This window comes from Ornithinicoccus halotolerans (assembly GCF_009602535.1).
GTDB lineage: Bacteria > Actinomycetota > Actinomycetes > Actinomycetales > Dermatophilaceae > Ornithinicoccus > Ornithinicoccus halotolerans.
In genome coordinates, this window is sequence record NZ_WIQI01000032.1 from 1 (window position 1) to 26,669 (window position 26,669).

24 protein-coding genes and 1 pseudogene are annotated in these 26,669 nt (G+C 74.5%); 13 read left to right on the plus strand and 12 right to left on the minus strand.

Annotation, left to right across the window (positions count from 1 at the left end; translation table 11 throughout):
• Nucleotides 1-37 precede the first annotated feature (37 nt).
• Genes GFJ45_RS07765 through galE form a run of 5 tightly spaced genes read left to right on the plus strand, consistent with a single transcriptional unit; the run spans nt 38 to nt 7,514 of the window.
• Nucleotides 38-2,005 (plus strand): FtsX-like permease family protein, encoded by a 1,968-nt coding sequence (locus GFJ45_RS07765; RefSeq protein ID WP_153395854.1) that lies wholly within the window; start codon nt 38-40, stop codon nt 2,003-2,005.
• Nucleotides 2,002-4,755, plus strand: coding sequence for an FtsX-like permease family protein (locus tag GFJ45_RS16940; protein ID WP_153395855.1), 2,754 nt, complete (start codon nt 2,002-2,004; stop codon nt 4,753-4,755). The genes GFJ45_RS07765 and GFJ45_RS16940 overlap by 4 nt, the downstream gene beginning before the upstream one ends.
• Before the next feature lie 5 nt (nt 4,756-4,760).
• Nucleotides 4,761-5,741: an ABC transporter ATP-binding protein gene (locus tag GFJ45_RS07775; protein ID WP_153395857.1), complete on the plus strand. Its 981-nt coding sequence runs from the start codon at nt 4,761-4,763 to the stop codon at nt 5,739-5,741.
• Nucleotides 5,734-6,474: an ABC transporter ATP-binding protein gene (locus GFJ45_RS07780; protein ID WP_153395859.1), complete on the plus strand. Its 741-nt coding sequence runs from the start codon at nt 5,734-5,736 to the stop codon at nt 6,472-6,474. The genes GFJ45_RS07775 and GFJ45_RS07780 overlap by 8 nt, the downstream gene beginning before the upstream one ends.
• A gap of 23 nt (nt 6,475-6,497) precedes the next feature.
• Nucleotides 6,498-7,514, plus strand: a complete 1,017-nt coding sequence (gene galE / locus GFJ45_RS07785) for a UDP-glucose 4-epimerase GalE (RefSeq protein WP_153395861.1) — start codon at nt 6,498-6,500, stop codon at nt 7,512-7,514.
• 6 nt (nt 7,515-7,520) lie between these two features.
• Here galE and GFJ45_RS07790 read toward each other — a convergent pair whose 3' ends face one another.
• A complete protein-coding gene (locus GFJ45_RS07790) occupies nt 7,521-8,054 on the minus strand; it encodes an SRPBCC domain-containing protein (RefSeq protein WP_153395863.1) in 534 nt (177 codons plus the stop codon).
• Complete coding sequence (locus GFJ45_RS07795) at nt 8,051-8,461, minus strand: ArsR/SmtB family transcription factor (RefSeq protein WP_153395865.1); 411 nt, start codon at nt 8,459-8,461, stop codon at nt 8,051-8,053. Before GFJ45_RS07795 ends, GFJ45_RS07790 begins: the two co-directional genes overlap by 4 nt.
• A 98-nt stretch (nt 8,462-8,559) precedes the next feature.
• On the opposite strand from GFJ45_RS07795, the gene GFJ45_RS07800 reads away from it, so the two are divergent.
• The 5 genes from GFJ45_RS07800 (at nt 8,560) to GFJ45_RS07820 (ending at nt 13,380) form a co-directional block, all read left to right on the plus strand.
• Nucleotides 8,560-8,913: a hypothetical protein gene (locus GFJ45_RS07800; RefSeq protein ID WP_153395867.1), complete on the plus strand. Its 354-nt coding sequence runs from the start codon at nt 8,560-8,562 to the stop codon at nt 8,911-8,913.
• Nucleotides 8,914-8,949: 36 nt separating this feature from the next.
• On the plus strand, nt 8,950-10,407 hold the full coding sequence (purB, locus tag GFJ45_RS07805) for an adenylosuccinate lyase (protein ID WP_153395869.1): 1,458 nt from the start codon (nt 8,950-8,952) through the stop codon (nt 10,405-10,407).
• Between the two features lie 85 nt (nt 10,408-10,492).
• Nucleotides 10,493-10,774 carry a metal-sensitive transcriptional regulator gene (locus tag GFJ45_RS07810; protein WP_153395889.1) on the plus strand — a complete coding sequence of 94 codons (282 nt, stop codon included), beginning with the start codon at nt 10,493-10,495 and terminating at the stop codon, nt 10,772-10,774.
• 22 nt (nt 10,775-10,796) lie between these two features.
• Nucleotides 10,797-11,021 carry a heavy-metal-associated domain-containing protein gene (locus GFJ45_RS07815; protein ID WP_153395871.1) on the plus strand — a complete coding sequence of 75 codons (225 nt, stop codon included), beginning with the start codon at nt 10,797-10,799 and terminating at the stop codon, nt 11,019-11,021.
• Between the two features lie 151 nt (nt 11,022-11,172).
• The gene (locus GFJ45_RS07820) at nt 11,173-13,380 is read left to right on the plus strand and encodes a heavy metal translocating P-type ATPase (RefSeq protein ID WP_323368719.1); all 2,208 of its coding nucleotides are present in this window, start codon (nt 11,173-11,175) and stop codon (nt 13,378-13,380) included.
• Between the two features lie 38 nt (nt 13,381-13,418).
• On the opposite strand, the gene GFJ45_RS07825 is transcribed toward GFJ45_RS07820, so the two are convergent.
• Nucleotides 13,419-15,179, minus strand: a complete 1,761-nt coding sequence (locus tag GFJ45_RS07825) for an HNH endonuclease signature motif containing protein (protein ID WP_194288575.1) — start codon at nt 15,177-15,179, stop codon at nt 13,419-13,421.
• A 213-nt stretch (nt 15,180-15,392) separates the two neighbouring features.
• On the opposite strand from GFJ45_RS07825, the gene GFJ45_RS07830 reads away from it, so the two are divergent.
• Complete coding sequence (locus tag GFJ45_RS07830; RefSeq protein ID WP_153395875.1) at nt 15,393-16,145, plus strand: PIG-L deacetylase family protein; 753 nt, start codon at nt 15,393-15,395, stop codon at nt 16,143-16,145.
• 38 nt (nt 16,146-16,183) lie between these two features.
• On the opposite strand, the gene GFJ45_RS07835 is transcribed toward GFJ45_RS07830, so the two are convergent.
• The 8 genes from GFJ45_RS07835 to serS all read right to left on the minus strand — a co-directional run bounded on the left by GFJ45_RS07835 (nt 16,184) and on the right by serS (nt 24,355).
• Nucleotides 16,184-16,822, minus strand: a complete 639-nt coding sequence (locus tag GFJ45_RS07835; protein WP_153395877.1) for a VOC family protein — start codon at nt 16,820-16,822, stop codon at nt 16,184-16,186.
• Between the two features lie 57 nt (nt 16,823-16,879).
• Nucleotides 16,880-17,710 (minus strand): TrmH family RNA methyltransferase, encoded by an 831-nt coding sequence (locus tag GFJ45_RS07840; RefSeq protein WP_228386684.1) that lies wholly within the window; start codon nt 17,708-17,710, stop codon nt 16,880-16,882.
• A gap of 11 nt (nt 17,711-17,721) precedes the next feature.
• On the minus strand, nt 17,722-18,597 hold the full coding sequence (locus GFJ45_RS07845; protein WP_153395879.1) for an HAD family hydrolase: 876 nt from the start codon (nt 18,595-18,597) through the stop codon (nt 17,722-17,724).
• Between the two features lie 22 nt (nt 18,598-18,619).
• Complete coding sequence (locus GFJ45_RS07850) at nt 18,620-19,879, minus strand: ABC transporter permease (protein ID WP_153395881.1); 1,260 nt, start codon at nt 19,877-19,879, stop codon at nt 18,620-18,622.
• Nucleotides 19,876-20,772 (minus strand): ABC transporter ATP-binding protein, encoded by an 897-nt coding sequence (locus GFJ45_RS07855; protein WP_153395883.1) that lies wholly within the window; start codon nt 20,770-20,772, stop codon nt 19,876-19,878. Before GFJ45_RS07855 ends, GFJ45_RS07850 begins: the two co-directional genes overlap by 4 nt.
• A gap of 249 nt (nt 20,773-21,021) precedes the next feature.
• Complete coding sequence (locus tag GFJ45_RS07860; protein ID WP_228386685.1) at nt 21,022-21,669, minus strand: response regulator; 648 nt, start codon at nt 21,667-21,669, stop codon at nt 21,022-21,024.
• Nucleotides 21,666-23,036, minus strand: a complete 1,371-nt coding sequence (locus GFJ45_RS07865) for a sensor histidine kinase (RefSeq protein ID WP_153395885.1) — start codon at nt 23,034-23,036, stop codon at nt 21,666-21,668. Before GFJ45_RS07865 ends, GFJ45_RS07860 begins: the two co-directional genes overlap by 4 nt.
• Nucleotides 23,037-23,080: 44 nt before the next feature.
• Nucleotides 23,081-24,355 carry a serine--tRNA ligase gene (serS, locus tag GFJ45_RS07870; RefSeq protein ID WP_153395887.1) on the minus strand — a complete coding sequence of 425 codons (1,275 nt, stop codon included), beginning with the start codon at nt 24,353-24,355 and terminating at the stop codon, nt 23,081-23,083.
• 61 nt (nt 24,356-24,416) lie between these two features.
• On the opposite strand from serS, the gene GFJ45_RS07875 reads away from it, so the two are divergent.
• On the plus strand, nt 24,417-25,661 hold the full coding sequence (locus GFJ45_RS07875; protein WP_228386687.1) for a diacylglycerol/lipid kinase family protein: 1,245 nt from the start codon (nt 24,417-24,419) through the stop codon (nt 25,659-25,661).
• Here the strand turns inward: GFJ45_RS07875 and GFJ45_RS07880 are convergent.
• Nucleotides 25,658-26,188: a DUF4446 family protein gene (locus tag GFJ45_RS07880; RefSeq protein WP_228386689.1), complete on the minus strand. Its 531-nt coding sequence runs from the start codon at nt 26,186-26,188 to the stop codon at nt 25,658-25,660. The genes GFJ45_RS07875 and GFJ45_RS07880 overlap by 4 nt on opposite strands.
• A 75-nt stretch (nt 26,189-26,263) precedes the next feature.
• On the opposite strand from GFJ45_RS07880, the pseudogene GFJ45_RS07885 reads away from it, so the two are divergent.
• Nucleotides 26,264-26,669: pseudogene (locus tag GFJ45_RS07885) on the plus strand (hypothetical protein); the annotation flags it as partial.

The window sequence follows — 26,669 nt, forward strand, 5'->3', positions numbered from 1 at the left end:
GTGCACGTCACCGGTCAGGTGCACGTTGAGCCGTTCCATGGGCACCACCTGGCTCCAGCCGCGGCGCCGGCTGACCGGCCACCTGGCCGCGGCCCAGGTCTCCCGGCGGCTGGTGGTGCACGCCGTGCCGGTCGTGCTGACGGTGCTGGCGGTCGGGGCGACCACGCTGTCGGGCCTGTACGCGGCGACCTCCGGCGGGCTGCGCGATGCCCTCTCCGACGTCGGGCAGGGCGCCGACGTGCGCGCCCGGCTCGCGCCGGCCCCGACGCCGCAGGACACCCTCGTCACGGTGCCGGACGTCTCCGACGTGCCCCACAGCGCGCAGGCACCGGTCTGGCGGGCCGAGACCCGGCTCGGCCAGACCGACGCCCAGCTGACCGTGCTCCCGGTGGACCGGCTCGAGGAGGTGGCGCTGCTGCCGCAGGGCTCGCTGGACCCGGGCGCGGTCTCGGCGGCCCTCCGTCCAGGCGGCACCGACGACCCCGCGGCGAGCCCGCGCGACGCGATCGCCCTCCCCGACGGGCCGCTCAGCCTCGAGCTGACCGTCTCGGTCACCACCCGCGCCCACCCCGACTTCGTCCGGAGCACGCAGCAGCAGGGCGAGGCGCACGAGCGGGAGCTCCGCGAGAACCCCGAGTCCGTCGTCGTCGGGGCGGGCGAGGTCTCCGAGGAGATGGTCGAGGACCTCATCGAGGACCACTGGCGCTGGTTGGGCACCCTGGGCCAGGGCAGTCACGAGCTGCGCCCGACGTTGCAGGTGGTGGACCCGCACACCGTCGGTCCGCAGACGCTGACCCTGGAGCCGCTCCGCTTCCCGTTCCACTGGGAGGTGGTCCAGCGGCAGATCCGCGCCGAGGAGCGCACCGAGACGACCACGCTGCGGCTCGAGCTGCCCGACGGCACCGACCGGACGCTGACCGGGCTGCGGCTCGGGCTCCCGCAGTGGTCCGTGCCCTACGACGTGACCGTCACCCTCGAGGGGCTGACCACCTCGGAGGGCACCGACCTGCTGGCGCAACGGCCGGCCGTGGACTGGTCGACCCCGGAACCCGCCGGCCAGCCCGCCACGGGCGGCGACTACCGGGAGGGACCCGGCAGCACCGACCTCGAGGTCACCCACGACAGCAGCCGGGGCACGCTGGTCGTGTCCGGCACGAGCGGGATGGCCGGGAACCAGCCGATGCCCACCAGGGACGCGGTCGACACGGTTCCGGTCACGGCCGACCCGGAGAGCAAGGAGCCGGTGGTGCCGGTCGCGGTCACGCCGGCCCTGGTCCGCGCCAACGACCTCGTCGAGGGGCAGCAGGTGGAGCTGCGGGCGTTCGGCCTCAGCGTGCCCGGCACGGTAGCCGCCGTGGTCCCCAGCGTGCCCGGGACGCTGCAGCCGGAGGCGGTGCTGGTCGACCAGGCGGCGCTGGCCGACTACCTGCTGGCCGCCGGCCAGCAGGCGCCGCGGCCGACCGAGTTCTGGCTCGCCACCGAGGACGCGGACGCCACCCAGCAGGCGCTCGGCGGAGTGCCCGGCCTGGGCCAGGTGATGGGCCCGGGCAGCGTGGAGGTCACCGACGCCGCGAGCGCGGTCCGGCTGGTCTTCTGGGTGGCCTCCGCCGGTGCCGTCCTGCTGGCAGCGACCGGCATCGCGGCCGTGACCGCGACCCTGCTGTCCGGGCGTCGCCCCGAGGTCGCGGTGCTGCGGGCGCTGGGCGCCCCGGCGGCGCTGCAGGCCCGGTCCCGGGCCCTGGAGCTGCTGGGCGTCGTGTGCGCCGCCCTGCTCGCGGGGCTGGTCGCCGGCTGGACCGTGGGGGCGCTCGTCGTGCCGGAGCTGGCCCGCTCCACCACCCTCCCGGGCCAGGTGTCGCTGCCGGCCGCGCTCGCGCTCGAGCTGCCGCTGTGGCTGGTCCTGCTGGGCGTGCTGATGCTGGCCGTCGCGGTCACTGCGACGGTGACCGCGACCCGGGTCCGCGCGCAGGCGCTGGACACCGAGTACCGCGAGGAGATCCGGTGAGCGCCCCCGGGAGGCTGTGGCTGGCGGGCCGCCAGCTGCGCGCCGACCCGTGGGTGAGCGTGCTGATCGGCGTGGTGGTCTTCCTGGTCGCCCTCGTGATGACCGCCTGGCCGCGGGTGGTGGACGACATGCACTCCCGGCAGGTGTCGCACGTGGTCAACCCGCTCTCGGCGATCCAGCGCGACCTGGTGGGAGTCACCTCCAGTGCCGGCTACGGCCGGGACCTCTCCGGTGGGGGCACGGTGGAGGAGAGCTGGGGCGAACCGCTGGCGGCCCTCGAGGAGCTGCGGACCTCCCAGCCCGAACCGCTGCGCTCGATGCTGGGTGCGGGTTACGTGTTCACGGAGACGCAGACCGGGACGTCCGTCGACCCGGAGGCCGCCAGCGACTACGCGCGGTTGGAGGTGCTGCCCCGTGTGGACCCGCTGCTGCAGGACCGGGTGCGGCTGGTCGCCGGGGACTGGCCGTCCTCCCGGGTACCGCGCTCCCTGGGGCCCGGCACGGCCGGGGAGCCAGCGGCCGACGATGGCCCGGGGGCGGAGGGCGAGTACCTGGAGGTGATGGTCTCCGACACGGCGGCCGAGAAGCTGCACTGGCGGGTCGGCGAGCCGGTTGCCGACACCCCCTGGCTGTTGACCGGCACCTACGAGGCCGTCGACCCGGCCGACGGCTACTGGCGGCACGCCCCCAACGGCCTGGACGTCGGTGAGCTCTTCGACGGGAACGTCGGCGTGACCGGTTTCGTCTCCGTCTATCTGGGCCCGGCCAACCCCGGGACCACCGGCAACCCGGCCTGGGTGTGGGACCTGAACGCGGTCGTGCCGGTGCAGGCGGATGACGTGCCCGGCCACCAGGTGGCCACCGCGGCCGCCCAGCTGCGCAGCCTGGTCTCGGCCCCCGTCGTGCTGCGGGATGCGGACCCGGAGGCGGGACGCCCGCAGCAGACGCAGGTCACCTTCGCCGCTGAGGTGGTGCCGGTGCTGCAGCGGCTCGCCGACGAGCAGCACGCCACCGCGGCGGTGCTGTCCGTGCTGGCCGCCGGCCCGATCGGGGTGGTGCTGGCCGTGTTCGCGCTCGCCGCACGACTGCTGGTGACGCGTCGGCAGGCCCCACTGGGGCTGGCGCTGGCGCGCGGCGCCTCCCGGGGGCAGCTGCGCTGGCTGCTCGGCCTGGAGACCGCGCTGGTCGGCCTGCCGGCGGCGCTGCTGGGCTACTACGCCGCCGGACTGGTCGTGCCCCGCTCGACCGGTCCGGGGGAGCTGCTGCTGGCCGTCGTGGTCGGCCTGGTGCCGGCGGCGGTGACCGCGGTCACCGCGGGCACGGCGCAGGCGGTCCACCGGCGGTCCGACCTCGGGGCGCGCTCCCGCTCCCGGCTGCGGTGGGTGGCCGAGGTGGCCGTGCTCGCGCTGGCGGCGCTGGCGACCTGGCGGCTGCTCGACCGTGGCCTGGGCGGCCCGGAGAGCGGCACCGTGGCTGGTGCCGACCCGCTGCTGGCGGCGACCCCGCTGCTGGTGGCGCTCGCGGCCGCGCTCCTCACGCTGCGCCTCTACCCGCTGCCGTTGGGGCTGCTGCTGCGAAGCCTGCGCTCCCGACCCGGGCTCACCTCCTTCCTGGGCGCCGCCCGGGCCGTCCGCGACCCCTCCGGCGGCGTGCTCCCCGCGCTGGCGATGCTGCTGGGCGTCGCGGTGGCGGTCAGCGCCACCATGGTCGCCTCGACGGTCTCCCAGGGCGCCGAGGAGGCGGCCTGGGAGGGCACCGGCGCGCCGATCCGGGTGGCCGGTGCTCGAGCCCTCCCGCAGGTGGTCGAGGACCTGCAGAGCGTCGACGGGGTCGAGAGCGTCGCCCGAGTCACGGACTCGACCCGCGCGACCGAGCTCACCGGCGCGTCCGAAGCCACCTCGGTGCAGGTGGTGATCGTCGACCAGGAGCTGCCCGCCGTCCAGCGGTCGGCCGAGCACCTCGAGGCGCTCCCGGAGCAGCTCGCCCGTGACGACGGTGAGGGCCCCGTGCCCGCGGTGACCGGCGGCACCGTCCCGCCGGGGACCGGCACCGCCCAGCTCTCCGGCATCGGGGAGGTCGAGCTGGTCGGGCACGTGCCGGCCATCCCCGGCTACGAGACGCCGTCCGGGTTCGTCGTGGTGACGACCGAGGGATGGGAGCGGCTGGGGCGGGCCTACCCGCTGGGGAACCTGACCCTGCTCTCCGTCGAGGAGGGCGCCGACCGGGAGCAGGTAGCGGCGGCCGTCCGGGAGGCGGTGCCGAACACCGCCGTGGAGACCCCCGACCAGCAGCTGGACGCCTACCGGGAGGCGCCGGTCACCTCCGGGCTGACCGCGATGAGCGCGACCGCGGTGGTGCTGGCCACCGCCCTGACGGTGCTCGCGGTCGTGCTCGTGCTGCTGCTGGGCGCCCCCGCCCGGGCCCGGTTGCTCGCGGTGCTGCGCACGCTCGGGCTGACCGCCCGGCAGGGCCGCGGCCTGGCCGCCTGGGAGCTGGCACCGCTGCTGGCCGCCTCCGCCCTCGTCGGCGGCGCCGTCGGGTTCGCGGTGCCCTGGCTGCTGGTCCGCACCGTCGACTTCCGCGCGATGACCGGCGGCGAGCAGCAACCGGCGCTGGCGGCCGACCCGATGCTGCTCGGGCTCGTGCTCGGCGCGGTCCTGCTCGCCGTCGTCACCGCCACCCTCGCGGCCGCGGCCGTCTCCGCCCGCGCCGACATCACCCGTCACCTGCGCATCGGTGAGGAGAGGTAGGAACCATGACCACCGACACCGCGAGGACCGGATCCCCGGTCACGGAGCGGTCCGAGCCGCCGAACGCCCGGGACCACGGCGGCCCGGACATCCTGTGCGAGGACCTGGTCCGCATCTACGCCACCGACGGCGTCGAGGTGCAGGCGCTGCAGGGGCTGAACCTGCGGGTCGACCCCGGCGACGTCGTCGCCCTCGTCGGCGCCTCCGGGTCCGGCAAGTCCACCCTGCTCAACATCCTCTCCGGCCTGGACACCCCCACCGGTGGCCGCGCCCAGGTCGCCGGGGTGGACCTGCTGACCATGAACCGCCGGCAGCGGGTGCACTACCAGCGCCACGTCGTCGGGTTCGTCTGGCAGCAGACCTCCCGCAACCTGATGCCGTTCCTCACCGCCGCCGAGAACGTCGCGCTGCCGCTGGTCATCGCCGGCCGGCCGCGCCGGGACCGCGCCGACCGGGTGGAGGAGCTGCTGGAGCTGCTGGACGTGGCCGACTGCCGCGACCGCCGCCCCGCCGAGCTGTCCGGCGGGCAGCAGCAGCGCACCGCCGTCGCGGTCGCGCTGGCCAACGACCCGGCCGTGCTGCTGGCCGACGAGCCGACCGGTGAGCTGGACGACGCGATGTCGACCGAGGTGCTGGCCGCCATGCGCGACGCCTCCGAGCGGCTCGGCGTGACCGTGCTCATCGTCACCCACGACCCGACCATCGCCGACCACGTGCGCCGCACCGTCCGGATCCGCGACGGGCGCACCTCCACCGAGGTGCTGCGGCACGTCGAGCGGGACGAGCACGGCCAGGAGCGGCTGGTCGCGCAGGAGTACACCGTCATCGACCGGGCCGGGCGGATGCAGCTGCCCAGCGGCTACGTCGCCGAGCTGGGGCTGCGCGACCGGGTCCGGCTGGAGCTGGAGACCGACCACGTCGGGGTGTGGCCGGACCGGCCGGCCACCCGGCGCCCGGCCGGCGAGAAGGAGGACGACGATGAGTGAGCCCAGCCGCTACCTGGTCCGTGGCGAGGGCCTGCACCGGGTGTTCGGGCGCGGCGCGGCCGAGGTGCACGCCGTGACCGACGTCACGGTCGAGGTCCACCCCGGTGAGCTGACGGTCGTGCGGGGACCCTCCGGGTCGGGCAAGACCACGCTGCTCAACCTGCTGGGCGGGCTGGACCGCCCCACCGCGGGGCGGGTGCTGCTGGGCGACGGCCGGGTGCTGTCCGAGCTGAAGGAGCAGGAGGCCTCGCGGGTCCGGCGCGAGCTGGTCGGCTACGTGTTCCAGTCCTTCGGGCTGGTGCCGGTGCTGTCGGCCGCCGAGAACGTGGAGGTGCCGCTGCGGCTGCTGGGCACGCCCGTCGCCGAACGCAACGACCGGGTGCACGCGGCGCTGGAGCAGGTCGGGCTGGCCAAGCACGACCGGCAGCGCCCCTACGAGCTCTCCGGCGGCCAGCAGCAGCGCGTCGGCATCGCTCGCGCGCTGGTCACCGAGCCGCAGGTGCTCATCGCCGACGAGCCAACCGGGCAGCTGGACTCCGACACCGCGGCCACGATCATGGACCTGCTCGTCGAGCTCACCCACCAGCGGGGCATCGCCGCGCTGGTCTCCACGCACGACCCGATCCTGATCGAACGTGCCGACCGGATGGTCGCGCTGCACGACGGCCGGGTGGTTGCCCCCACCGGTAGCGGCCGCCCCACCACCGGCGCGGTGACCACCCCGGCCGGGTGAGGCCGGGCGACATACTGGGGGCCATGCGCGTCCTGGTCACCGGCGGGGCCGGTTACATCGGCTCCCACACCGTGCTGCACCTGCTCGCCGCCGGCCACGACGTGGTCGTCGTCGACGACCTCCGCAACGCCAAGGCCACCGTCATCGGCCGGCTCGAGGAGCTGTCCGGTCAGCACGTCCCGCTGCACGCCTTCGACCTCGCCGACGCGGACAAGCTGTCCGCGCTGCTCGCCGAGGAGCGGGTCGACGCGGTCGTGCACTTCGCCGGGTCCAAGGCGGTCGGGGAGTCGGTGGCGAAGCCGCTGGAGTACTACCGCAACAACGTCGGCGCGACCCTCGGCCTGCTGGAGGCCATGGCGCGCCACGGCATCGACCGCGTCGTGTTCTCCTCCTCCGCGACCGTCTACGGCCCGCACGCGCCGGTGCCGATGACAGAGGACCTGCCGACGTCGGCGACCAACCCCTACGGCTGGACCAAGGTGATGATCGAGCAGGTCCTGCGCGACGTCGCCGTGGCCCGACCGTCGCTGCGGGTGGCCCTGCTGCGCTACTTCAACCCGGTCGGCGCCCACCCCTCCGGACGGATCGGCGAGGACCCGGCCGACATCCCCAACAACCTGATGCCCTACATCGCCCAGGTCGCGATCGGGCGGCGGGAGAAGCTGCGGGTCTTCGGTGACGACTACGACACCCCCGACGGGACCGGCGTCCGCGACTACATCCACGTGGAGGACCTCGCCGCCGGCCACCTGGCCGCCCTGGAGTGGATCACCAGCCACGACCGCACCGTCAGCACCTGGAACCTCGGCACCGGCCGCGGCACCAGCGTGCTGGAGCTGGTGCGGGCCTTCGAGCGCGCCAGCGGCCGGCCGGTCCCCTACGAGGTCGTCGGCCGGCGTCCCGGCGACATCGCCGCCTCCTACGCCGACCCCTCCCTCGCCGAGGCGGAGCTGGGCTGGCGGGCGCGGCGCGACGTGGCCGACATGTGCGCCGACACCTGGCGCTGGCAGCAGGCCAACCCGGAGGGCTACCCGGGCTGACCCGCGCTAGCCCGGGAACCGCTCCTGGTAGGTCGCCATCAGGCCCGGGTAGTAGGCCGGCTCGAACTCGACCTCGTCGGCGTCCCGGCCGCCGAACGCCGCCTCGAGCCGGTCCAGGTAGTAGTCCCACCCGGGCCCGACGTGGTGGGCCATCGCCGGGTCCGGCAGGTCCTGGCAGAACTCCAGCGTGGTGACGCCGCCCTGCTCCGACAGCCGCAGCTCCAGCACCCACGGGTGCTCCTCGCCGTCCGGTCCCTCGCCGACCGAGCGGGTCCGCAGCCGGTGCGGCGGCTCGCAGGCCTCGACCCGGTGCTCCTCCTCCGGCATACCCTCCTCGGCGGTCATCCGGAACCACACGGTGCCGCTGGTGGGGTCGCCGTGCCAGGTGCCGATCCAGCGGGCCATCCGCTCCGGCTCGGTCACGGCGGCCCAGACGTCCTGCACGGGGGCGCGGAAGGTGCGGGTGAAGACGATCCAGTCCCGGCCCTCCCGCCGCTCGTGGCGGCCGGTGGCCGTGGGGGTGGTCGGTGTGCTGCTCATGCGCTGTCCTCCTCGGCTCGATGGTGGGTGTCGCGCCCCGGTCGGGCCGCGCCGCGGTCGCGGGTCGTGCGCTCCGCGGTGGTGCGGCGCACCTCCAGGTCCAGCCCGGCCAGGACCTGGTCGGTGAACCGGGGCGAGCGCGAGCCCGCCTGGCCGGGCCCGCGCAGGGCCGCGACCAGCTCGACCACCGGCTGCAACGCCGCCGCCTCGAGGCGGTAGTGGCGCTCCCGCCCCCGGCGCTCCGCGCGGACGAGGCCGGCCTCCCCCAGGAGCCGCAGGTGCTTGCTGACGCCCGGGCGGCTGATGTCGTGGGTGGCGGCCAGGTCCACCACCCGCGCCGGCCCCGTCGCCAGCCGGAGCAGCAGCTGGCGGCGAACCGGGTCGGCCAGCGCCGCGAACACGTCCATGGCGAAATGGTAACCTATTGGTTACCTGTTCGTCCGCTCGCTCCGGCCCGGCAACCCGGCTAGCGTGATCCGCACCGACGACACGAGGAGGACTCGCCATGGACGGCAACACCTGGCTCTGGCTGGTCATCGCGGCCGTGGTGGTCGTGCTGGTCGTGCTCCTGGTCATGACGCTGATGCGCAAGCGCAGGCGCCAGCAGGAGGAGCGCCGGGTCGAGGCGGACCGGCTGCGGGAGAGCGCCACGCAGGGCGAGGGCTACGTCCAGCAGAAGGAGGCGGCCGCCCGCGAGGCCCGCGAGCAGGCGTACGCCAAGCGGGCCGAGGCCGAGGCGCTGGAGAAGCGTGCCCGGGACGCCACCGAGGAGGCCCGCGGTCACCGCGACCACGTCACCGACGAGTACCTCGAGGCCGAGGACATCGACCCCGACGGTGACGGGGGCCGTCGGCGCTGACATCGGCCGCCCTTGACCCCTGCGAGAATGCGGCCCATGGCATCCCTGGCTGAGCTGACCCCGCCGATCGCCCTGGGGGCGCTGGACGGCCGCTACCGCGGCGCCGTGGCCCCGCTGGTGGACCACCTCTCCGAGGCGGCGCTCAACCGCCAGCGCGTGCACGTGGAGGTGGAGTGGCTCATCTACCTGGCCCAGCACCAGGTGGTGGCCCCGTCGCGGCTGCTCACCGACGACCAGGTCGCGGCCCTGCGCCGCGTCGTCGAGGACTTCGGCGCCGACGACATCGCCGAGCTGGGCCGGATCGAGCGGGAGACCGTCCACGACGTCAAGGCCGTCGAGTACTACCTCAAGCGCCGGCTCGCCGGGCTCGACCGCGAGGACCTGAGCGAGCTGGTGCACTTCGCCTGCACCTCCGAGGACATCAACAACCTCTCCTACGCCCTGATGGTCCGCGGCGCCGTCACCCAGGTCTGGCTCCCGCGCGCCGATGCCCTGCTGGAGCAGCTGGAGCAGCTGGCCCGGGACCTGGCCGAGGTGCCGCTGCTGGCGCACACCCACGGCCAGCCGGCCACCCCGACGACCATGGGCAAGGAGCTGGCGGTGCTGGCGCACCGGCTGCGCCGGCAGCGGCGCCGGGTCGCCTCGGCGGAGTACCTCGGCAAGCTCAACGGCGCCACCGGCACCTACGGGGCGCACCTGGCCGCCGTGCCGGAGGCCGACTGGCAGCAGGTCAGCCGCGAGTTCGTGCAGGGGCTGGGGCTGACCTGGAACCCGCTCACCACGCAGATCGAGTCCCACGACTGGCAGGCCGAGCTGTACGCCGACCTGGCGCGGTTCAACCGGGTGCTGCACAACCTGTGCACCGACCTCTGGTCCTACATCTCGCTGGGCTACTTCGCGCAGGTCCGCGGTCAGGGCACGGTGGGGTCCTCGACGATGCCGCACAAGGTCAACCCGATCCGGTTCGAGAACGCCGAGGCCAACCTGGAGGTCTCCAACGCGCTGCTGGACGTGCTGGCCTCCACGCTGGTCACCTCCCGGCTGCAGCGCGACCTCACTGACTCCTCGATGCAGCGCAACATCGGGACCGCCCTCGGGCACGGCCTGCTGGCGCTGGACAACGTCGCCAAGGGACTGGCCGGGCTGGACGCCGCGCCGGAGGCGATGGCCGCCGACCTGGAGGCCAACTGGGAGGTGCTGGCCGAGCCGGTGCAGTCGGCGATGCGGGCACTGGCGGTGGCGGGGCACCCGGGCATGGACAACCCCTACGAGCGGCTCAAGGAGCTGACCCGCGGGCGGCGCATCACCGGGGACGACCTGCGGGAGTTCGTCCGCGGGCTCGGCCTGCCCGAGGACGTCCAGGAGCGGCTGGCCGGGCTCACCCCACAGACCTACGTGGGGCTCGCGCCGCAGCTGGTGGCCCACCTGGACCGGTCGGCGCCGGGTCCTGGCACCCCCGACAGCGCCGACCGCCGCGGCGGGGTGGCGCGGTGACCGGCCGGCGACCCGGGCCGGGCGGCGGCGCGCAGACGCCGGGACGGACGGAATACCTCTAGGGGGTATATTGGTTGCCATGGCTGTGAACGGCTACACCGGCACCAAGGAGGACTACCTCCGCCGACTGCGTCGCGTCGAGGGCCAGGTGCGTGGCATCGCCCGGATGGTCGAGGAGGAGGAGTACTGCATCGACGTCCTCACCCAGGTGAGCGCGGTCACCAAGGCCCTGCAGGCGGTGAGCCTGGGCCTCCTGGAAGACCACATCGCCCACTGTGTCGTCGACGCCGCGCGCGACTCCGACGAGGCCGCCGACCAGAAGGTGCAGGAGGCTGCCGCAGCCATCGCGCGCCTCGTGCGCAGCTGACGTCCCCACCGAGAGGATCACCATGAACCAGACCCAGACCACCGAGCTGACCGTCACCGGCATGAACTGCGGGCACTGCGTGTCCTCGGTCACCGAGGAGCTTTCCGAGGTCGAGGGCGTGCGCAGCGTCCGCGTGGACCTCAACAAGGACGGCGCCTCGCCGGTCTACGTCGACAGCGAGGGCCCGCTGGACCTCGAGGCCGCCAAGGCCGCGGTCGCCGAGGCCGGCTACACCGTCACCTCCTGACGCCGCTGCGACCTGGAGGCGGGCCCCAGCCGGACAGTCCCGGGGACGGCCCCCTCTCCCACGGCCGGCGGCCCGGACCAACCGGGGCCGCCGTGCCGCTGCCCTGTCCGACCGTGGCCCCGCCGCGGACTCGAGCGACGAAGGAATTGCCGTGACCACCCCCACGCCCACCTCCGAGCAGCAGGTCGACCTGGCCATCACCGGCATGACCTGTGCGTCGTGCTCCGCCCGGATCGAGCGCAAGCTCAACAAGCTGGAAGGGGTGCAGGCGAGCGTGAACCTGGCCACCGAGAAGGCCCGGGTCGCCTACGCGGACCCGGTCACGGTCGACGACATCGTCGCCACCGTCCGCTCGGCCGGCTACGGCGCCGACCCCCTCGACGAGGGCCCGGGCGGCGACTCCGGCTCGGCCCCGCCGGCGGACACCCATGACCTGGTCGGTGACCGGTCGCTGCGGCTGCGTGCCGCCGTGGCGCTGGCCCTCGCGGCCGCGGTGGTCGTCATCGCGATGGTCCCGCCGGTCTCCGAGGCGCTGGGCGGCGCGGCCCCCTGGCTGGAGCTGGTGCTCACCACCCCCGTGTACCTGTGGGCGGCGTGGCCGTTCCACCGCGCGGCCGCCATCAACGCCCGGCACCTGTCCTCGACCATGGACACCCTGGTGTCCCTCGGGGTCACCGCGGCCTACGTGTGGTCGCTCACGGCGGTCCTGACCGGCTTCACCGAGCACCTCTACTTCGAGGTGGCGGCCGCCGTCACCGCGTTCCTGCTGGTGGGCCGCTACATCGAGTCGCGGGCCAAGGCGACCGGACGGTCCGCGCTGACGTCGCTGCTGACGCTGGGCGCCAAGGACGTCGCGGTGCTGCGGACCGACCCGGCCAGCGGCGCGTGGACCGAGCAGCGTGTCCCCACCGACCAGCTCGAGGTCGGCGCCCGCTTCGTCGTCCGGCCGGGGGAGAAGATCGCCACCGACGGCGTGGTCGTCGAGGGCCACAGCGCGGTGGACACCTCGATGGTCACGGGTGAGTCGATGCCCGTCGAGGTCAGCGTCGACGACCAGGTCACCGGCGGCACCGTCAACGGCTCCGGACGGCTCGTGGTCCAGGCCACCCGCGTCGGCTCCGAGACCACGCTGGCGCAGATCACCCGGCTGGTCGAGGAGGCGCAGACCGGCAAGGCCCCGGTGCAGCGGCTCGCCGACCGCATCTCCGCGGTCTTCGTGCCCGCCGTGCTGGTGGCCGCGACGCTGACCTTCCTCCTCTGGCTGCTGACCGGAAGCACCCTGGCAGCGGCGCTCGAGCCGGCGGTCGCGGTGCTCATCATCGCCTGTCCCTGCGCGCTGGGGCTGGCCACGCCCACCGCCCTGCTGACCGGTACCAGCCGGGGCGCCCAGCTGGGGGTCCTCATCAAGGGCCCGCAGATCCTGGAGAGCACCCGCCGCGTCGACAGCGTCGTCCTCGACAAGACCGGCACCCTCACCGTCGGTGAGCCGTCCCTGCAGTCGATCACCACCACGGGCCGCCTCCCCAAGGACGCCGCCCTGAAGGCCGCCGCAGCGGTCGAGGACGGCAGCGAGCACCCGATCGCCCGCGCCATCGTCGACGCCGCCCGCCAGGCGCGCATCGAGATCCCCGAGGTGCGCCACTTCACCGGCCTGCCTGGCCAGGGCGCCCGGGGCACCGTCAACGACGTCGAGGTGACGGTCGGCAAGCCGGACCTCTTCGGCACCGTCCCGGACGAGCTGCGTGCCGCGCTCGACACCGCCGGCACCACCGTGCTGGTCGGCTGGGACGACGTGGCCCGGGCGGCCCTCACCGTCGCCGACGAGCCGAGGCCCACCAGCGCCGAGGCGATCACCCGGCTGCGGGAGCTCGGGCTGACGCCCTACCTGCTCACCGGCGACAACGAGCAGACCGCCCGCGCCGTCGCCGCCCAGGTCGGCATCGACCCCGAGCGGGTGCGGGCCGGCGTCCTGCCTCAGGACAAGTACGCCGAGGTCGCCACCCTGCAGGAGGCGGGCAAGGTAGTCGCCATGGTCGGGGACGGGGTGAACGACGCCGCCGCGCTGGCGCAGGCGGACCTCGGCATGGCCATGGGGTCGGGCACCGACGTGGCGATGAACTCCGCCGACATCGTGCTGATGCGCCCCGACGTCACCACCGTGGCGCGAGCCATCGGCCTGTCCCGGCGCACGCTGCACATCATCAAGCAGAACCTCTTCTGGGCGTTCGCGTACAACACCGCGGCCATCCCGCTCGCGGCCTTCGGCCTGCTCAACCCCATGATCGCCGGTGCCGCGATGGCAGCCTCGAGCGTCATCGTGGTCCTCAACAGCCAACGGCTGCGAGGCTACGACCGGTAACCCACAACGGCAGCGACCGGCGTTCGGCCGGACCCTGGTCAGGCTCGGCCCTCTGGTGGGGGTCGGGCCTGTCCGGTGCCCGGCGTGGGTGGCTGGAGGGTCGGGCCGTGGTAGCGCCGACGGCGGGCGTGTCGCTGGCCGCTGCTGCGGTTGGTCCAGCCGGCCAACCGGCTTTCGTCGTCGCTGCGCTGGGACGGCCGACCCGCCCCGTGGCGACCCGGTGGCCCCGGCCGGTGATGGCCGGGCGTGAGAGCCGGGCCGGTGACCGGACGGTCCCGGGCGGGCTCGTCCCGGCGGATGAGGCGCGCGCCCTCGGCGGGCCGCGCTCGGGTGGGCTGACGACGGCCGGTGACCGTTCCGCCGCCCTCGCTGCCCCTGCTGCGGCCGGTGTCACCGCGGTGACCGTCCTGGGCTCCGTTGGTCTGCCGGGGCAGGCCGAAGGCGTCCAGGACGGGCTGGGTGGCGCCGGGCGGCTGGTCGGTGTGCAGCGTGGCTTGTTCACCGGTACCGCGACCGTGGCAGCGGTCCAGGTGCCAGACGGGCCCGCGGTCGGTCATGGTGACCTCGGGATCGTGGGTGTGCACCCAGGTGTGGTGTCGCCGGCAGAGCAGGGCCATGTCACCCAGGTCGGTGTTCCCGCCGCAGGACCACCAGACGCGGGCGTGGTGGACCTCGGTCCACTGGGCGGGCATGGAGCAGCCAGGGAAGGTGCAGGCTCGGTCCCGGACCCACAGCGCCCGGCGCTGGGCCGGGGTGGCCAGCCGTCGCTTGCGGCCCTGGTCGAGCACCTCTGAGGGTCCGCCGAGCACGAACGGCACCAGCTCGGCCTCGCAGGCCAGCCGGCGTGCCTGCCCGGGGGTGAGGCTGTCCAGCTCCCCGGCGCCCAGCTCGGCGGTCCCGTAGGCCCCCACCCGGCCGGCCAGCACGTCGAAGGGCAGGGTGATCAGCATCTGCACCGGCGCCCCGCACGGCGCACTCGGGTCCGGGGAGGCCATGCCGCGGCGGATGACCGTGGTGAGGGCGTCGTAGCGGCGCCGGCCGGCCGGCCGCAGGTCTGCCCCGGAGCCGTCACTCTCCGGGCGGGTCAGCCCGGAGGAGAACACCGCGCGCAGCAGCGCCGCCCCTTCGGGGTCGGCCTCGATGATGAACCGGCGCATCCCGTCGGCCAGCGAGGACTCGAACACCTTGCACGACTCCCGCCGAGCCTTGGCCAACGCCTCGGCATCCAGCTCCGGGGTGACCAGGGCCAGCAGATGCTCCACCGCGATCCGCAGCTCCCGGTCGGCGCCCATCCGAGCCAGCGGCAGCAGCATCGCCGCGTACTCGGCGCACTGGGCCTCATCGACATACCGGCGCAACCGGGACACGTCCCTGATCAGCCGGTCGGCCCGCTCGGTGCAGATGTCCCCTCGGCCCACGGCCTCGACCACGGGCCAGTACGCCGCCCGGTCTGCCGCCTGGGCGACGCGGGCGATCCGGCGCTGCTCGGCCGCGGGCAGCCACGGGCAGTGCACTCCCACGAACTCGGCCGCAGTCAGCCCCAGCCCGGCGTGCATCCCCCGTGCCAGGGCCTCGCACACCGCTCCGTGCAGCACGCGCTCCTGAGCCGCCCGCACCTGCTGACCGGCCGCCAGCACGTCCGCCAGCTCATCCTCACCGGCCTGCCACAACACCGCCCGCGAGTCCGCCACCTCCGCCAACCGGTCGGCCACCTCACGCAGCGAGCCCAGCTGCTCATCGGCCGCCACCGGCACCGGCTCCTGCTGGCCGTGCGAGACCGGCGGCTCGTGCTCCTCCACCCCGCACACCCCCTTCCGCAGCGGAGTCCATCACCAATGATCGAACTGATGTCCAGGGTAGGGCGGGCCACCGACACTGGCAGTGACCTGCGGTCGCCCCATGCCGAGGGCGGGCGGGACCTGGCCGTGACCTGGCGACTGACTGTGGCGCTGCCTCGCGACCACCTTCTAGGCTGAACGCGTCCGCAGGCTGGGCACGACGAGGAGACCCACATGACGCTGCTGGCCGTGTTCGCCCACCCGGACGACGAGACCTTCGGGTGCGGATCGGTGCTGCTCCACGCCGCCCGCCGGACGCGCACCGTCGTCGTGTGCGCCACGCTCGGAGAGGCGGGCCATCCCTCCGACCGCGTCACCGTGCCCCCCGAGGGGCTGGGGTCGCTGCGCGAACGCGAGCTGCACGAGGCGGCCGCCGTGCTGGGGGTCGACCAGGTCGAGACGCTCGGCCTGCTGGACTCCGGGATGGACGGCGACCCGTCCCCGGGCACGTTGTGCGCCACGCCGCTCGAGCAGCTGACCGCCCGGGTTCGTGACGCCGTCGACCGGCACCGCCCCTCCGTCGTGCTCACCCTGGACGGCAGCGACGGGCACCGCGACCACGTCCGGGTGCGCGACGCCGTCCTCGCGGCCGTGGAGCCGGACACCGCGCTCTACCTGCACTGCCTGCCGCGCTCGCTCGCGCACGCCTGGCTGCTCGAGCGAGCCGGCGCGGCGGCCGCCGCGGAGTACGCCGCGATGCCGCAGTTCGGGACGCCGGACGAGGAGGTCACGACGATGCTCGACACCGCCTGGTGCTACCAGACCCGGTGGAAGGCGATTCAGACGCACCGCTCGCAGGACTCGCCCTTCGACGAGATCTCCGAGGACCTGCGTCGGCGGGTCCTGACGACGGAGCACCTGCGGCGCGTCCAGCCGCGCTGGACCGGCGGTCGGCCCGAGCACGACCTGGTCGGCCTCCCAGGCTGACGCCGAGAGCGGGGACGGAGCGGGAGCTGCCGGTCGGCTCAGACGGTGACGTCGCCGTTCGGGGTGGTGAACGTCACCGAGGCGAGAGCGGGCTCGCCGTTACCGTCGAACCTGAAGTCGACGTCCTTCTCCCAGGTCCCGGCCGGGCCGGTCAGCCCGAGCCAGTCGCGGATGCGCTGCGGGTCGCCGGCGATGGTGAGCTCCTTGAGCCGGACGTCGCTGCGCGCCAGCGTCGACGGGTGGTGGGTCAAGCTGTCCCAGCGCACGAAGAACGGCAGCTGCGGGTCGGCGATGTTGCCCCTGATCCCGATCTGCCGCCAGGTCAGGTCGACGCCCTCGGGCGTGTGGCGGTGACCCGGGACGGCCTCCCGCCGCAACCGGGCCTCGATACCGGTGAGGTCGTCGAGGGCGATGACCCAGGCCATCCAGCCGCCTCCGAGGTCGGACCGCGCCCGGACCGCCTGGCCGAACGGGGCCTTGTCCGAGGCCGGGTGGTCCAGCACCTCGACGACCTCGAGGTAGCGGGTCGCGGCCAGGGGCAGGATCATGTTGCGGGTCCCGAAGCGTGGGTGCACGCCTCCGTCGTGCGCCGGCACGCCCAGCCGTTCGGCCAGTCGGTTGGCGGTGGCGACCATCCCGTCGGGCTCTGCGGCGTAGGAGACATGGTCGATACGCATATCGGCATCGTGACACAGCGCACACAGACCCTTGACAGCAGGGTGGGAGCGACTCGCTCAGCCCCTCCGGCGCTGGCGGACCGCCTCGTAGAGCACGATCGCGGCAGAGGTGGCCACGTTCAGCGAGTTCGCCTGCCCCACCATGGGGATCCGCACCCGGTGGGCCGCCCGGTGCAGGAGGTCGTCGGTCAGGCCGTGCTTCTCGGCGCCCACGGCGACCGCCACCGGTCCCGTGTAGTCGACGTCGGTGTGCTCGACCTCCGTGTCCGGCGTCGCCGCCACCAGCGCCACCCCCTCGCTCTCGAGCCAGTCGAGCACCGCGGTGGTCGCGTCGGCGGCCACCGGCACGGAGAAGACGGTCCCCTTGCTGGCCCGCACCAGGTTCGGGTTGCCCCAGTCGGTGACCGGGTCGGCGGCGACCACGGCCGCGACGCCGGCGGCATCGGCCGTGCGCAGCATGGCGCCGAGGTTGCCTGGCTTCTCGACCGCCTGGCAGAGCAGCACCAGCGGTGCCGCCGGCAGTGTCAGCTCCGCGCACCGGCGGTCCACGGCGGGCACCACGGCGAGCAGCCCGTCCGGGCCCTCCCGGTAGGCCGCCTTCTCGAACGCCGCCCGGCCCAGCCGCACCACCTGCGCACCGCGGGCACGTGCTGCGGCGACGGCGTCGGGGCCGGGTCCACTCGCAGCCATCAGCTCCGGGCAGTGGAAGACCACCTCGGGCACCACGCCCGTGGACAGCGTCAGCTCCAGCTCCTCGGCGCCTTCGACAACGGTGCGTGCCTCCGCCTCCCGGACGCGGCGTCGCCGCAGCTGGCCGAGCGCCTTGAGGCGGGGGTTGGCCGGGGAGGTGATGACCAGGTCATCCTCGGGCGAGGTGGCAGCGGTCACCGCGGCCTCCGTCAGCGCGAGGAGGTCTCGTCGAGGCTGGCCACTCGCTCGGGTCGCACCGACGCCAGCACGTCCTCCAGCACCAGGGCCAGACCGTCCTCGTCGACCGTGGCCGTCACCTCGTCGGCCGCCCGCTGGACCTCCTCGGGAGCCTGGCCCATGGCCACGCCCCGCGCGGCCCACTGCAGCATCTCCACGTCGTTGCGCTGGTCACCGACCGCGATGGTGCCCATCGGCTCGATCCCGAGCCGGCGCCTCACCTGCTCCAGCGCGGAGGCCTTCGACACCCCCTCCGGCGCCAGGTCCAGCCAGGCGGTGAACCCGACCGCGTAGTTGACCCCGTGCAGGCCGATACGGTCCACGAGCTCGACGAACTCCTCCGAGGTGCCGCCGGGGCTGCGGAAGGTCACGCGGGTGGCCGGGTGCCCGACCAGCTCCTCGAAGTTCACGACCCGCTGCTCCCCCTGCAGCTCGCCCTCGGGGAAGGGCTCGCTGACCTTGAAGCCGACGCCGACCTCCTCCACCGCGATGATGGCGTCGGGCACCTCCCGGCGCAGCACCTCCACGGCCGGTCGCGGGTCGAAGGTGACCGCGTCGATGACCTCGTACCCCTCCTCGTGCGACTTCTCGAGCCGGATGGTGAGGGCACCGTTGGAGCACACCCCGAAACCGCCGGTGCCCACCAGCCCCAGCTGCTCGACGATGGGCATCGTCGCGATCACCGAGCGGCCGGTCGCGATCACCAGGTGCACGCCCGCCTCGTGCAGCGCCCGCACCGACGCCGACACCCGGTCGGTCAGGGTGCCGTCGTGGTGGATGAGCGTGCCGTCGACGTCTAGGCAGACGAGCAGGTCGGACGGCCGGCTGGGCCGCTGGGGGGTGTCCACGGCCCCACCGTATGCGGTCACCTCAACCGGACCGCGACCAGGCCGCCCGCCACCCCAGCCGGCCCTGCGTGTGCAGCAGCGAGCGCCGGTAGAGGCGGGCGCCGGCCAGGACGGTGGCGACCGCGAAGGCGAGGGTCAGCACCAGCGCCAGCGCCGGCTCCCACCATCCGACATCGCCCTCCAGCACCCGGAGCGGCATGAGCAGCGTCGACAGCACCGGCACGAAGCTGGCGACGGCCCGCGCGGTGCCCTCGAGGTAGAAACCGAGCAGGAAGACGGCGACGAGCGCCATCGTCAGCGGGGTGGTGGTGGTCTGCAGGTCCTCGTTCCGGGAGGCCATCGCACCGGCCGCCGCCCAGATGCAGGCGAGCGCGAGGAACCCGGCGAGGAAGAACGGCAGGTACCAGGCGAGCGCCTCGGCCATCCCGGGCAGGAACACGTCGTAGCCGACGACGGTGGACCCCACCAGTCCCACCGCCACCAGCAGCACCAGCTGGGCCAGTGCCAGCGCGCTGGTGCCGATGATCTTGCCCGCCAGCAGCGCCCGCACCGGGATGGCCGCGGCAAGGATCTCCACGATGCGCGACTGCTTCTCCTCGACCACGCTGCTGGCGATCGTCATCCCGAACATCACCGACGACAGGTAGAACAGGAACGCGAACGCCACCCCTGCGACCGCGATCACCATCCCGTCGTCCTCGCCGTCACTGAGGGTCTCCACGGCCAGCTCCCCGCCAGCACGCAGCTGCTCCACCGTGGTGCCGGCCGCCGCGGCGTTGCCGGACAGCGCGTGCTCGGAGGCAGCGGCGGCGATCGCCTGCCGCAACGAGGTGCTGGGGGTGTGCTCGGTCACCAGCACCCAGCCCTCGGCCGACGGCACGAGGAGCGCCTCCGCCTCCTCCTCGGCCAGCACCGCCTCGCCGGCCGCCCGGTCGGCCACGGACAGCGCCTCGAGCGTCACGTCGCGGCGCGGGTCGGCCAGGTGCTCCTCGGCGGCGGCCACGACGTCCGCGCCCTGCGCGTCGGTCACGGCCACGGTGGTGGTGTCCGGCCGCCCGCTCAGCCAGCCCTGCACGAGCAGCAGGCCGACCAGCAGCACGACGGTGACGGCGGTGCCGACGAGGAAGTTCCGGTCGGTCAGCCGGACCATCACCTCCCGCTGGGCGACCAGCGCCCAGGGCCGGGTCTCCGGCGCCTGGGTCGGAGTCACCGCCGGCCCCTCGGCCAGCTGCTGACGGTCCGCGTCCACGCTGCCGGCCCTGCCCGAGGGCCCCGCGCTCATGCCGCGCTCCTGCTGAGCACCACGTCCCGGTAGATCTCGGCCAGGCTCGGCACCTGGCGGGAGAACTCGTAGACCTCGTCGCGCTGGGTGGCCAGGCCGACCAGCCGCGAGGCCGTGCCCTGGTCCGCCAGCTGCACCAGGACGCTGCGCCCGGCGAGGTCCAGGACGGTCACGCCGGGGACGTCACGCACCCAGCCGGCGTCGCCGCGCAGCGTGAGCCGGTAGCGCAGCGGCGTGTCCGCCCGCAGCTCCTCGGCGCTTCCCTGCGCGACCACCTGGCCGGCGCGCAGCACCACGAGCCCGTCGCACAGCCGCTCGACCAGCTCCAGCTGGTGGCTGCTGAAGAGCACCGGAACGCCGGCGGCGGTGTGCTCGCGCAGCAGCTGGGTCATCTCGTCCACGGCGGTCGGGTCCAGCCCGGAGAACGGCTCGTCCAGCACCAGCGCCACCGGCTCGGCCAGCACCGCGGCGATGATCTGCACCCGCTGCTGGTTGCCCAGCGACAGCGACTCCAGCCGGTCGCGCGCCCGCTCACCGAGCCCGAACCGCTCCAGCTGCTCCGTCACCCGCGCCCGGGCGACGCTGGCCGGCACGCCGTGCAGCCGCGCCAGGTGGACGAGCTGGTCCCGTACCCCCTGCTTCGGGTAGAGGCCGCGTTCCTCCGGCATGTACCCGAACCGCCGCCGGTGTGCGTCCGTCACGGGCTGGCTGCCCCACCGCACCGTGCCCGCGTCGGCCGCGAGCACGCCCATGATGATGCGCATCGCGGTGGTCTTGCCGGCACCGTTCGCGCCGACGAAGCCGACCATCCGCCCGGCGGGGACGTCGAAGGAGACCGACTCCAGCGCGGTGGTGCTCCCGAACCGTCGGGTCAGCCCCTCGACGAACAGCACTGCTGCTCCCTCCGTCACCCTGATGTCGGCCGGTGGTTACCTGCCCTGGACCGGCTCACCTGGCCGGGCGGTCCGGTCGACGCGCCGCGCGACGGACCCGGACCGCCCGGTCAGGGGCCCCGCCCGTGGCAACCCCCTGCGTCGCCGCGGACGCTGTCGACGGTAGCCGCGGCGCCATGGCCGGGGGATCCCCCCTGAGGTGGATCTTGGGTCCGGCCGCGCCTCCGACCGGGGGCGGAGACCAGGCCGCTACCGGTGCGGCCGGACGAGCCCGGACTCGTAGGCCAGCACCACCGCCTGCACCCGGTCACGCAGCTGGAGCTTGCTCAGCACGTTGGACACGTGCGTCTTGACGGTGGCCTCCCCGAGCACGAGGCGGGAGGCGATCTCGCCGTTGCTGAGCCCGGCCGCGACGAGAGAGAGCACCTCGCGCTCCCGTGCGGTCAGCGGCGCCAGCCGGCGCTCGTCGACGTCGGCGGGGGCGTGCCGGCCCGCCTCGATGACGCGGCGGGTGACCTCCGGCGCGAGCAGCGCGTGTCCCTCGGCGACCGCGCGCACGCCCGCGACCAGGTCGTCGGGGTCGGCGTTCTTGAGCAGGAAGCCGCTGGCTCCCGCCTGCAGGGCGTCGAACAGGTAGTCGTCACGGTCGAACGTGGTGAGCATGACGACCTTGGCGCGGGAGCCGGCCACGACCTGGCGGGTGGCCTCGATCCCGTCCAGCAGCGGCATCTGCACGTCCATGAGCACGACGTCGGGAGCCAGCTCGGTGACCGCGGCGACCGCCTGCTGGCCGTCGGCCGCGGTGCCCACGACCTCCAGGTCCGGCTCGGTGGACAGGATGAGGGAGAAGCCGGACAGCAGCAGTGGCTGGTCGTCGACCAGCAGCACCCGGATCACCGGCGGACCGCCTCCGGCACCGGCAGCACCACCCGCACCTGGAACCCGCCGGTCGCGCGGGGCCCGGTCTCGGCGCTGCCGCCGAGCAGGTGAGCGCGCTCGCGCAGGCCCCGCAGCCCGAGGCCGGTCCCCTCGGTGCCGCGCCGTGGCGAGCCGTCGTCGACCACCTCCACCTCCAGCGTCCGCCCGGCGCGCACGGTCACCCCGACGTGGCGGGCGGTGGAGTGCCGGCGCACGTTGGTCAGCGCCTCCTGCACCACGCGGTAGGCGGTGAGCTGCAGCGGCGCGGGGACCGCCGCAGCGGCGCCCGGGTACTCCTCCACGACCGAGAGCTCCACCTCCCGGCCGGCGTCGCGCGCTTCCTCAACGAGCTCGGGCAGGCAGCCGAGGCCGGGCTGCGGCTCCCGGCCGCTACCGCCCCCGAGGCCCTCCGGGACGCCCGGACCCAGCAGCCGCTCCGACCCCTCCAGCCGGTCCTCCGGCTCGACGGTGCGCAGCGTCCCCAGCAGGTCGCGCATCTGACCGACCGCCTCCCGGCTGGACCGCTCCACCGCCGACAGCGCCTCCCGGGCCGCGTCCGGCTCGGAGTCCAGCACCCGGCGGGCCGCGGCCGCCTGCACGCCCATGACGGACACGTGGTGTGCCACGACGTCGTGCAGCTCGCGGGCGATGCGGAGCCGCTCGGCGACCACGGCCTGGTCGCGCAGCCGCCCGGCCTGCTCGTGGATGGTGGCCGCCTGCTCGATCACCTGGGCGGTGCGGCGGGCTCCGTCCCAGGCCACCTGGCCCAGCAGCACGGCGCCACCGAAGTAGATGACGTTGACCAGCCCGGTGTAGGCGACCGCGGCGGTGAACGCCGGGAGCAGCCCCTCCTGGGTGGGCGTCTCACCGATCCACTCCCGCACCTGGCTCATCCCGGAGCCGAGCGCGAACTGCCAGGCGACCCAGCCCAGCATCAGCGCGACGATGCCGGTCACCACCATGGCCAGCGCGCGCCGGTCCCGGCCGTAGGCGACACCGGTGTAGATGGCGAAGAAGTACAGCACCTGCATCGGCAGCGACGCCATGACGGGCGGGGCCAGCATGCCGGTGAGCATCATGTGCACCGACCCCAGCGACGCCACCAGCATCGGGTAGCGGCGCCGCCACGCCAGCAGCGCGGCGGCGCTGACCACGAGCAGGTGCTCCCCCAGCACGGGCACGCGAAGGTCGCCGAAGGTGCCGGTCGCGCGCAGCAGCTCCACGCCGAGCATGCCGACCAGCGCCCAGGCCAGCGCGAGCTGCAGGTCGCGCCGGCGCTCCGGCGCCGTCGGCAGCGGGCGGACGAACGACTCCTCAGAGCCCAGGAAGCGGGCAAACCTCTCCACGGAGGACCACGGTATGCCGCGCGTGCCGCGAGGGGGAGCCCCCATCACTCGCGCGGTGCGATGACCTCCGCGCCGAGCAGGGGTTGCAGCGCCGCGGGGACCCGGACCGAGCCGTCGGCCCGCTGGTGGTTCTCCAGCAGCGCGACCAGCCAGCGGGTGGTCGCCAGCGTCCCGTTCAGGGTGGCCACCGGCCGGGTGCCGCTGCGGTTCGGGTCCCGCTCCCGGGCCCCGAGCCGTCGCGCCTGGTAGTCGGTGCAGTTCGACGTCGAGGTCAGCTCCCGGTAGCGGCCCTGGGTCGGCACCCAGCCCTCGCAGTCGTACTTGCGCGCGGCCGGACCGCCCAGGTCGCCGGCGGCGACGTCGATGACCCGGTAGGACAGCTCCATCGCGTCCAGCATCCCCCGCTCCCACGCCAGCAGCCGCTCGTGCTCGGTCTCGGCGTCCTCGAGCCGACAGTAGACGAACATCTCCACCTTCTGGAACTGGTGCACCCGGATGATGCCGCGGGTGTCCTTGCCGTGGGCGCCGGCCTCGCGGCGGTAGCAGGTGGAGCTGGCGACGTAGCGGCGTGGCCCGTCGGTCAGGTCAAGGATCTCGTCGGCGTGGTAGCCGGCCAGGGCCACCTCGGAGGTGCCCGTCAGGTAGAGGCCGTCGGCCTCCAGCCGGTAGACCTCGTCGGCGTGCGCGTCCAGGAAGCCGGCGCCGGCCATCGCCTCCTCCCCGACCAGGGTGGGCACCCCGAGCTGGACGAACCCGGCCTCGTGGGCCCGCTGCAGCGCCAGCGTCAGCAGTGCGGTCTCCAGCCGTGCGCCCGGGCCGGTGAGGAAGTAGAACCGGGAGCCGGAGACCTTCGCCCCGCGGGCCATGTCGATCGCCCCCAGCAGCTCGCCCAGCTGCAGGTGGTCGCGGGGCTCGAACCCGTCGGCGGTGAAGTCGCGGGGCTGGCCGACCGTGTCGAGGACCCGGAAGTCCTCCTCGCCGCCGGCCGGGACGCCCTCGATGACCAGGTTGCCGATCCGGCGCAGCAGCCGCTCCCGCTCCTGGGCGGCCTCGGCCTGGGAACGGTCCAGCTCCTTGACGCGGGCAGCGGTGTCCTTCACCTCGGCCAGCAGCGCGGACTTCTCCTCGCCGGAGGCCTGCGCCACCTGCTTGCCGACGGTCTTCTGCTCGGCGCGCAGCCGTTCGAACTCGGTCAGGTCGTGCCGGTGCCGCCGGTCGGCCTCGAGCACCGCGTCGACCAGGGCGGGGTCCTCCCCGCGGGCCTGCTGGGACGCCCGGACGCGGTCGGGGTCCTCTCGAAGGGTCCGGATGTCGATCACCCGGGTAAGCCTAATGACGGTCGGCCGACCGACGCGTGGCCGGTCGACTAGCGTGGCCACTGTGGACGAACCCAGCTGGGCGCTGCTCGCGCTCGCGCTCGCCGTGGTGCTCGCGCTGACCGCCGTGGTGCTGTGGCTGTCGGTGACCGAGGCCAGCGCCGTCGAGGGCGGTTTCGACGGCCACACCGGTCAGACGGGGGAAGGCGCCCGGTCCGGCCACGGCCGGGAGGCCCGTGGCTCCCGCCGTCGGCGGCCGCCACGGTCCGCGTTCGCCGCGGAGGACCGGGACGCCACCGGGGTGCGCCGCGCGGCGATCGTGGTCAACCCCACCAAGTTCACCGACGTGGCGGCGGTCCGCGAGCAGGTCACCCAGGCGTGTCGGGAGCACGGCTGGGCCGAGCCGCGCTGGCTGGAGACGACCGTGGACGATCCCGGGCTCGGGCAGGCCCGGCAGGCCGTCGAGGAGGGCGTGGAGCTGGTCTGCGCCCTGGGCGGCGACGGCACGGTGCGGACGGTCGGGTCGGCGCTCGCCGGTACCGGGGTGCCGATGGGGCTGCTGCCGGCGGGCACCGGCAACCTGCTGGCCCGCAACCTGGGGCTGCCGCACGACGACCTGCAGCGGGCGCTGGACACGGCGCTGACCGGGCGGAACGCCCGCATCGATAGCTGCCGGATGACGCTGACGCGGCCCACCACCCAAGAGCTGCTGGAGCGGGTCGCCGACGAGGACGACCCGTCCGAGAACGTGGACCTGTCCGACGCGACCGACTACCCCTCGCCCGGAGCGCGGCCGCCGACGGAGGAGCACACGTTCCTGGTGATGGCCGGGCTGGGTTTCGACGCCGAGGTGATGGCCGGGGCGCCCGAGCAGCTCAAGCGCCGGGTCGGCTGGGCCGCCTACCTGGTCTCGGGCGCGCGCCACATGCGCGGGCCGCAGTTCATCGTGGACGTGACCATGGACGACGGCACCCGGCTGCGTCGCCGGGTGCGCAGCGTCGTGGTCGGCAACGTGGGGCGGCTGCAGGGTGGCATGGTGCTGCTGCCCGACGCCCGCTCCGACGACGGGGTGATGGACGCGGTGCTGCTCTCCCCGCAGGGCGTCGTCGGCTGGGGCGCGGTCGTCGCCCGGCTGGCCACCCGGCGGCGGCGCGGCCACCAGCGCGTCGACTTCTACCGCTGCCAGGAGATCTCGGTCAGCTCCACCAAGCCGGTGGAGCTGCAGCTGGACGGGGACACCCTCGGGGAGGTCAGCGCGATGACGGTCACCGTCGCGCCCGGCAGCCTGGTGGTGCGGCTGCCCGCCTAGCCCGCGTCGGCGCGGGGCCGCTCGACCCGGCCCGGCCCGGAGGCGTCCTCCCCGCGAGCGGCGGCGAGCGCCTGCTGCTCCTCCGGGGAGAGCGTCTGGTCGCTGCGGCCACCGACGACGCCCTTGGCGTAGGTGCGGGACTCGCCACGGGCGTGGATCGAGCTGAGCACCATGCCGTCCCCGTGGTCGTCCACGAGCGCGACCGAGAACGACATCCGGCCGCCCATGTCGCCGAACGCGTCGTAGCGCACCACGGCCACGTGCTGCAGCACCTGCCGCAGGTCGCCCCGCAGCCCCTCGATGCGGCCCTCGAGCCCCTCGACCCTCGCCTCGGTGGCCTCGACCCGCCGGGCCTGCCGCGCCAGCACGGTGGTCAGCTCCTCACCCTCCGCCTCCGCGAAGACCGTGCGGAGCCGCTCGGAGAGCCGGTGCTGGCGGCGGTGCAGCGCCAGCGCGAGCAGCACCGCGAGGACGGCGACCAGCAGGGCCAGGCCCGCGGTCCAGGCCAGGGGGTCGGCAGCGCTCACGGGTCGAGGGTATGCGCTGCCGCGGGACCGCCCGCGGTGGCGGGCCGGTGGCGGCGCGCTGGATACCCTCAGGTCATGTCACGCGGGCCGCTACCGACGCTGGCCGCGGTGCTGGTGACCCTGGTCGCCGGCGCAGTGGTCGCGGCGGCGCTGCTGGACCTGGCCCGGCCGGCCCCACCGGCGACCGACCTGGCCCCGGCCCTCGCCGAGGCACCGCAGGTCGTGGTGGTCGGCGCCCCGGGCCTGGCGTGGCCGCACCTGGACGCCGGCACGACCCCCACGCTGTGGCAGCTGGCGCAGGAGGGGGCGACCGGCTCGCTGGTGGTGCGGGGCCGCCACGAGTACACCTGCGCGGCCGACGGGTGGCTGACGCTGTCGGCCGGGGCACGGGCGATGCTGCCGCCCGGCTGCGACACCGAGGTGGCGCTGGCACCCGCGACCGGCGAGGCGGACGGTGCCGCCACGGTCGAGCAGGTAGCGG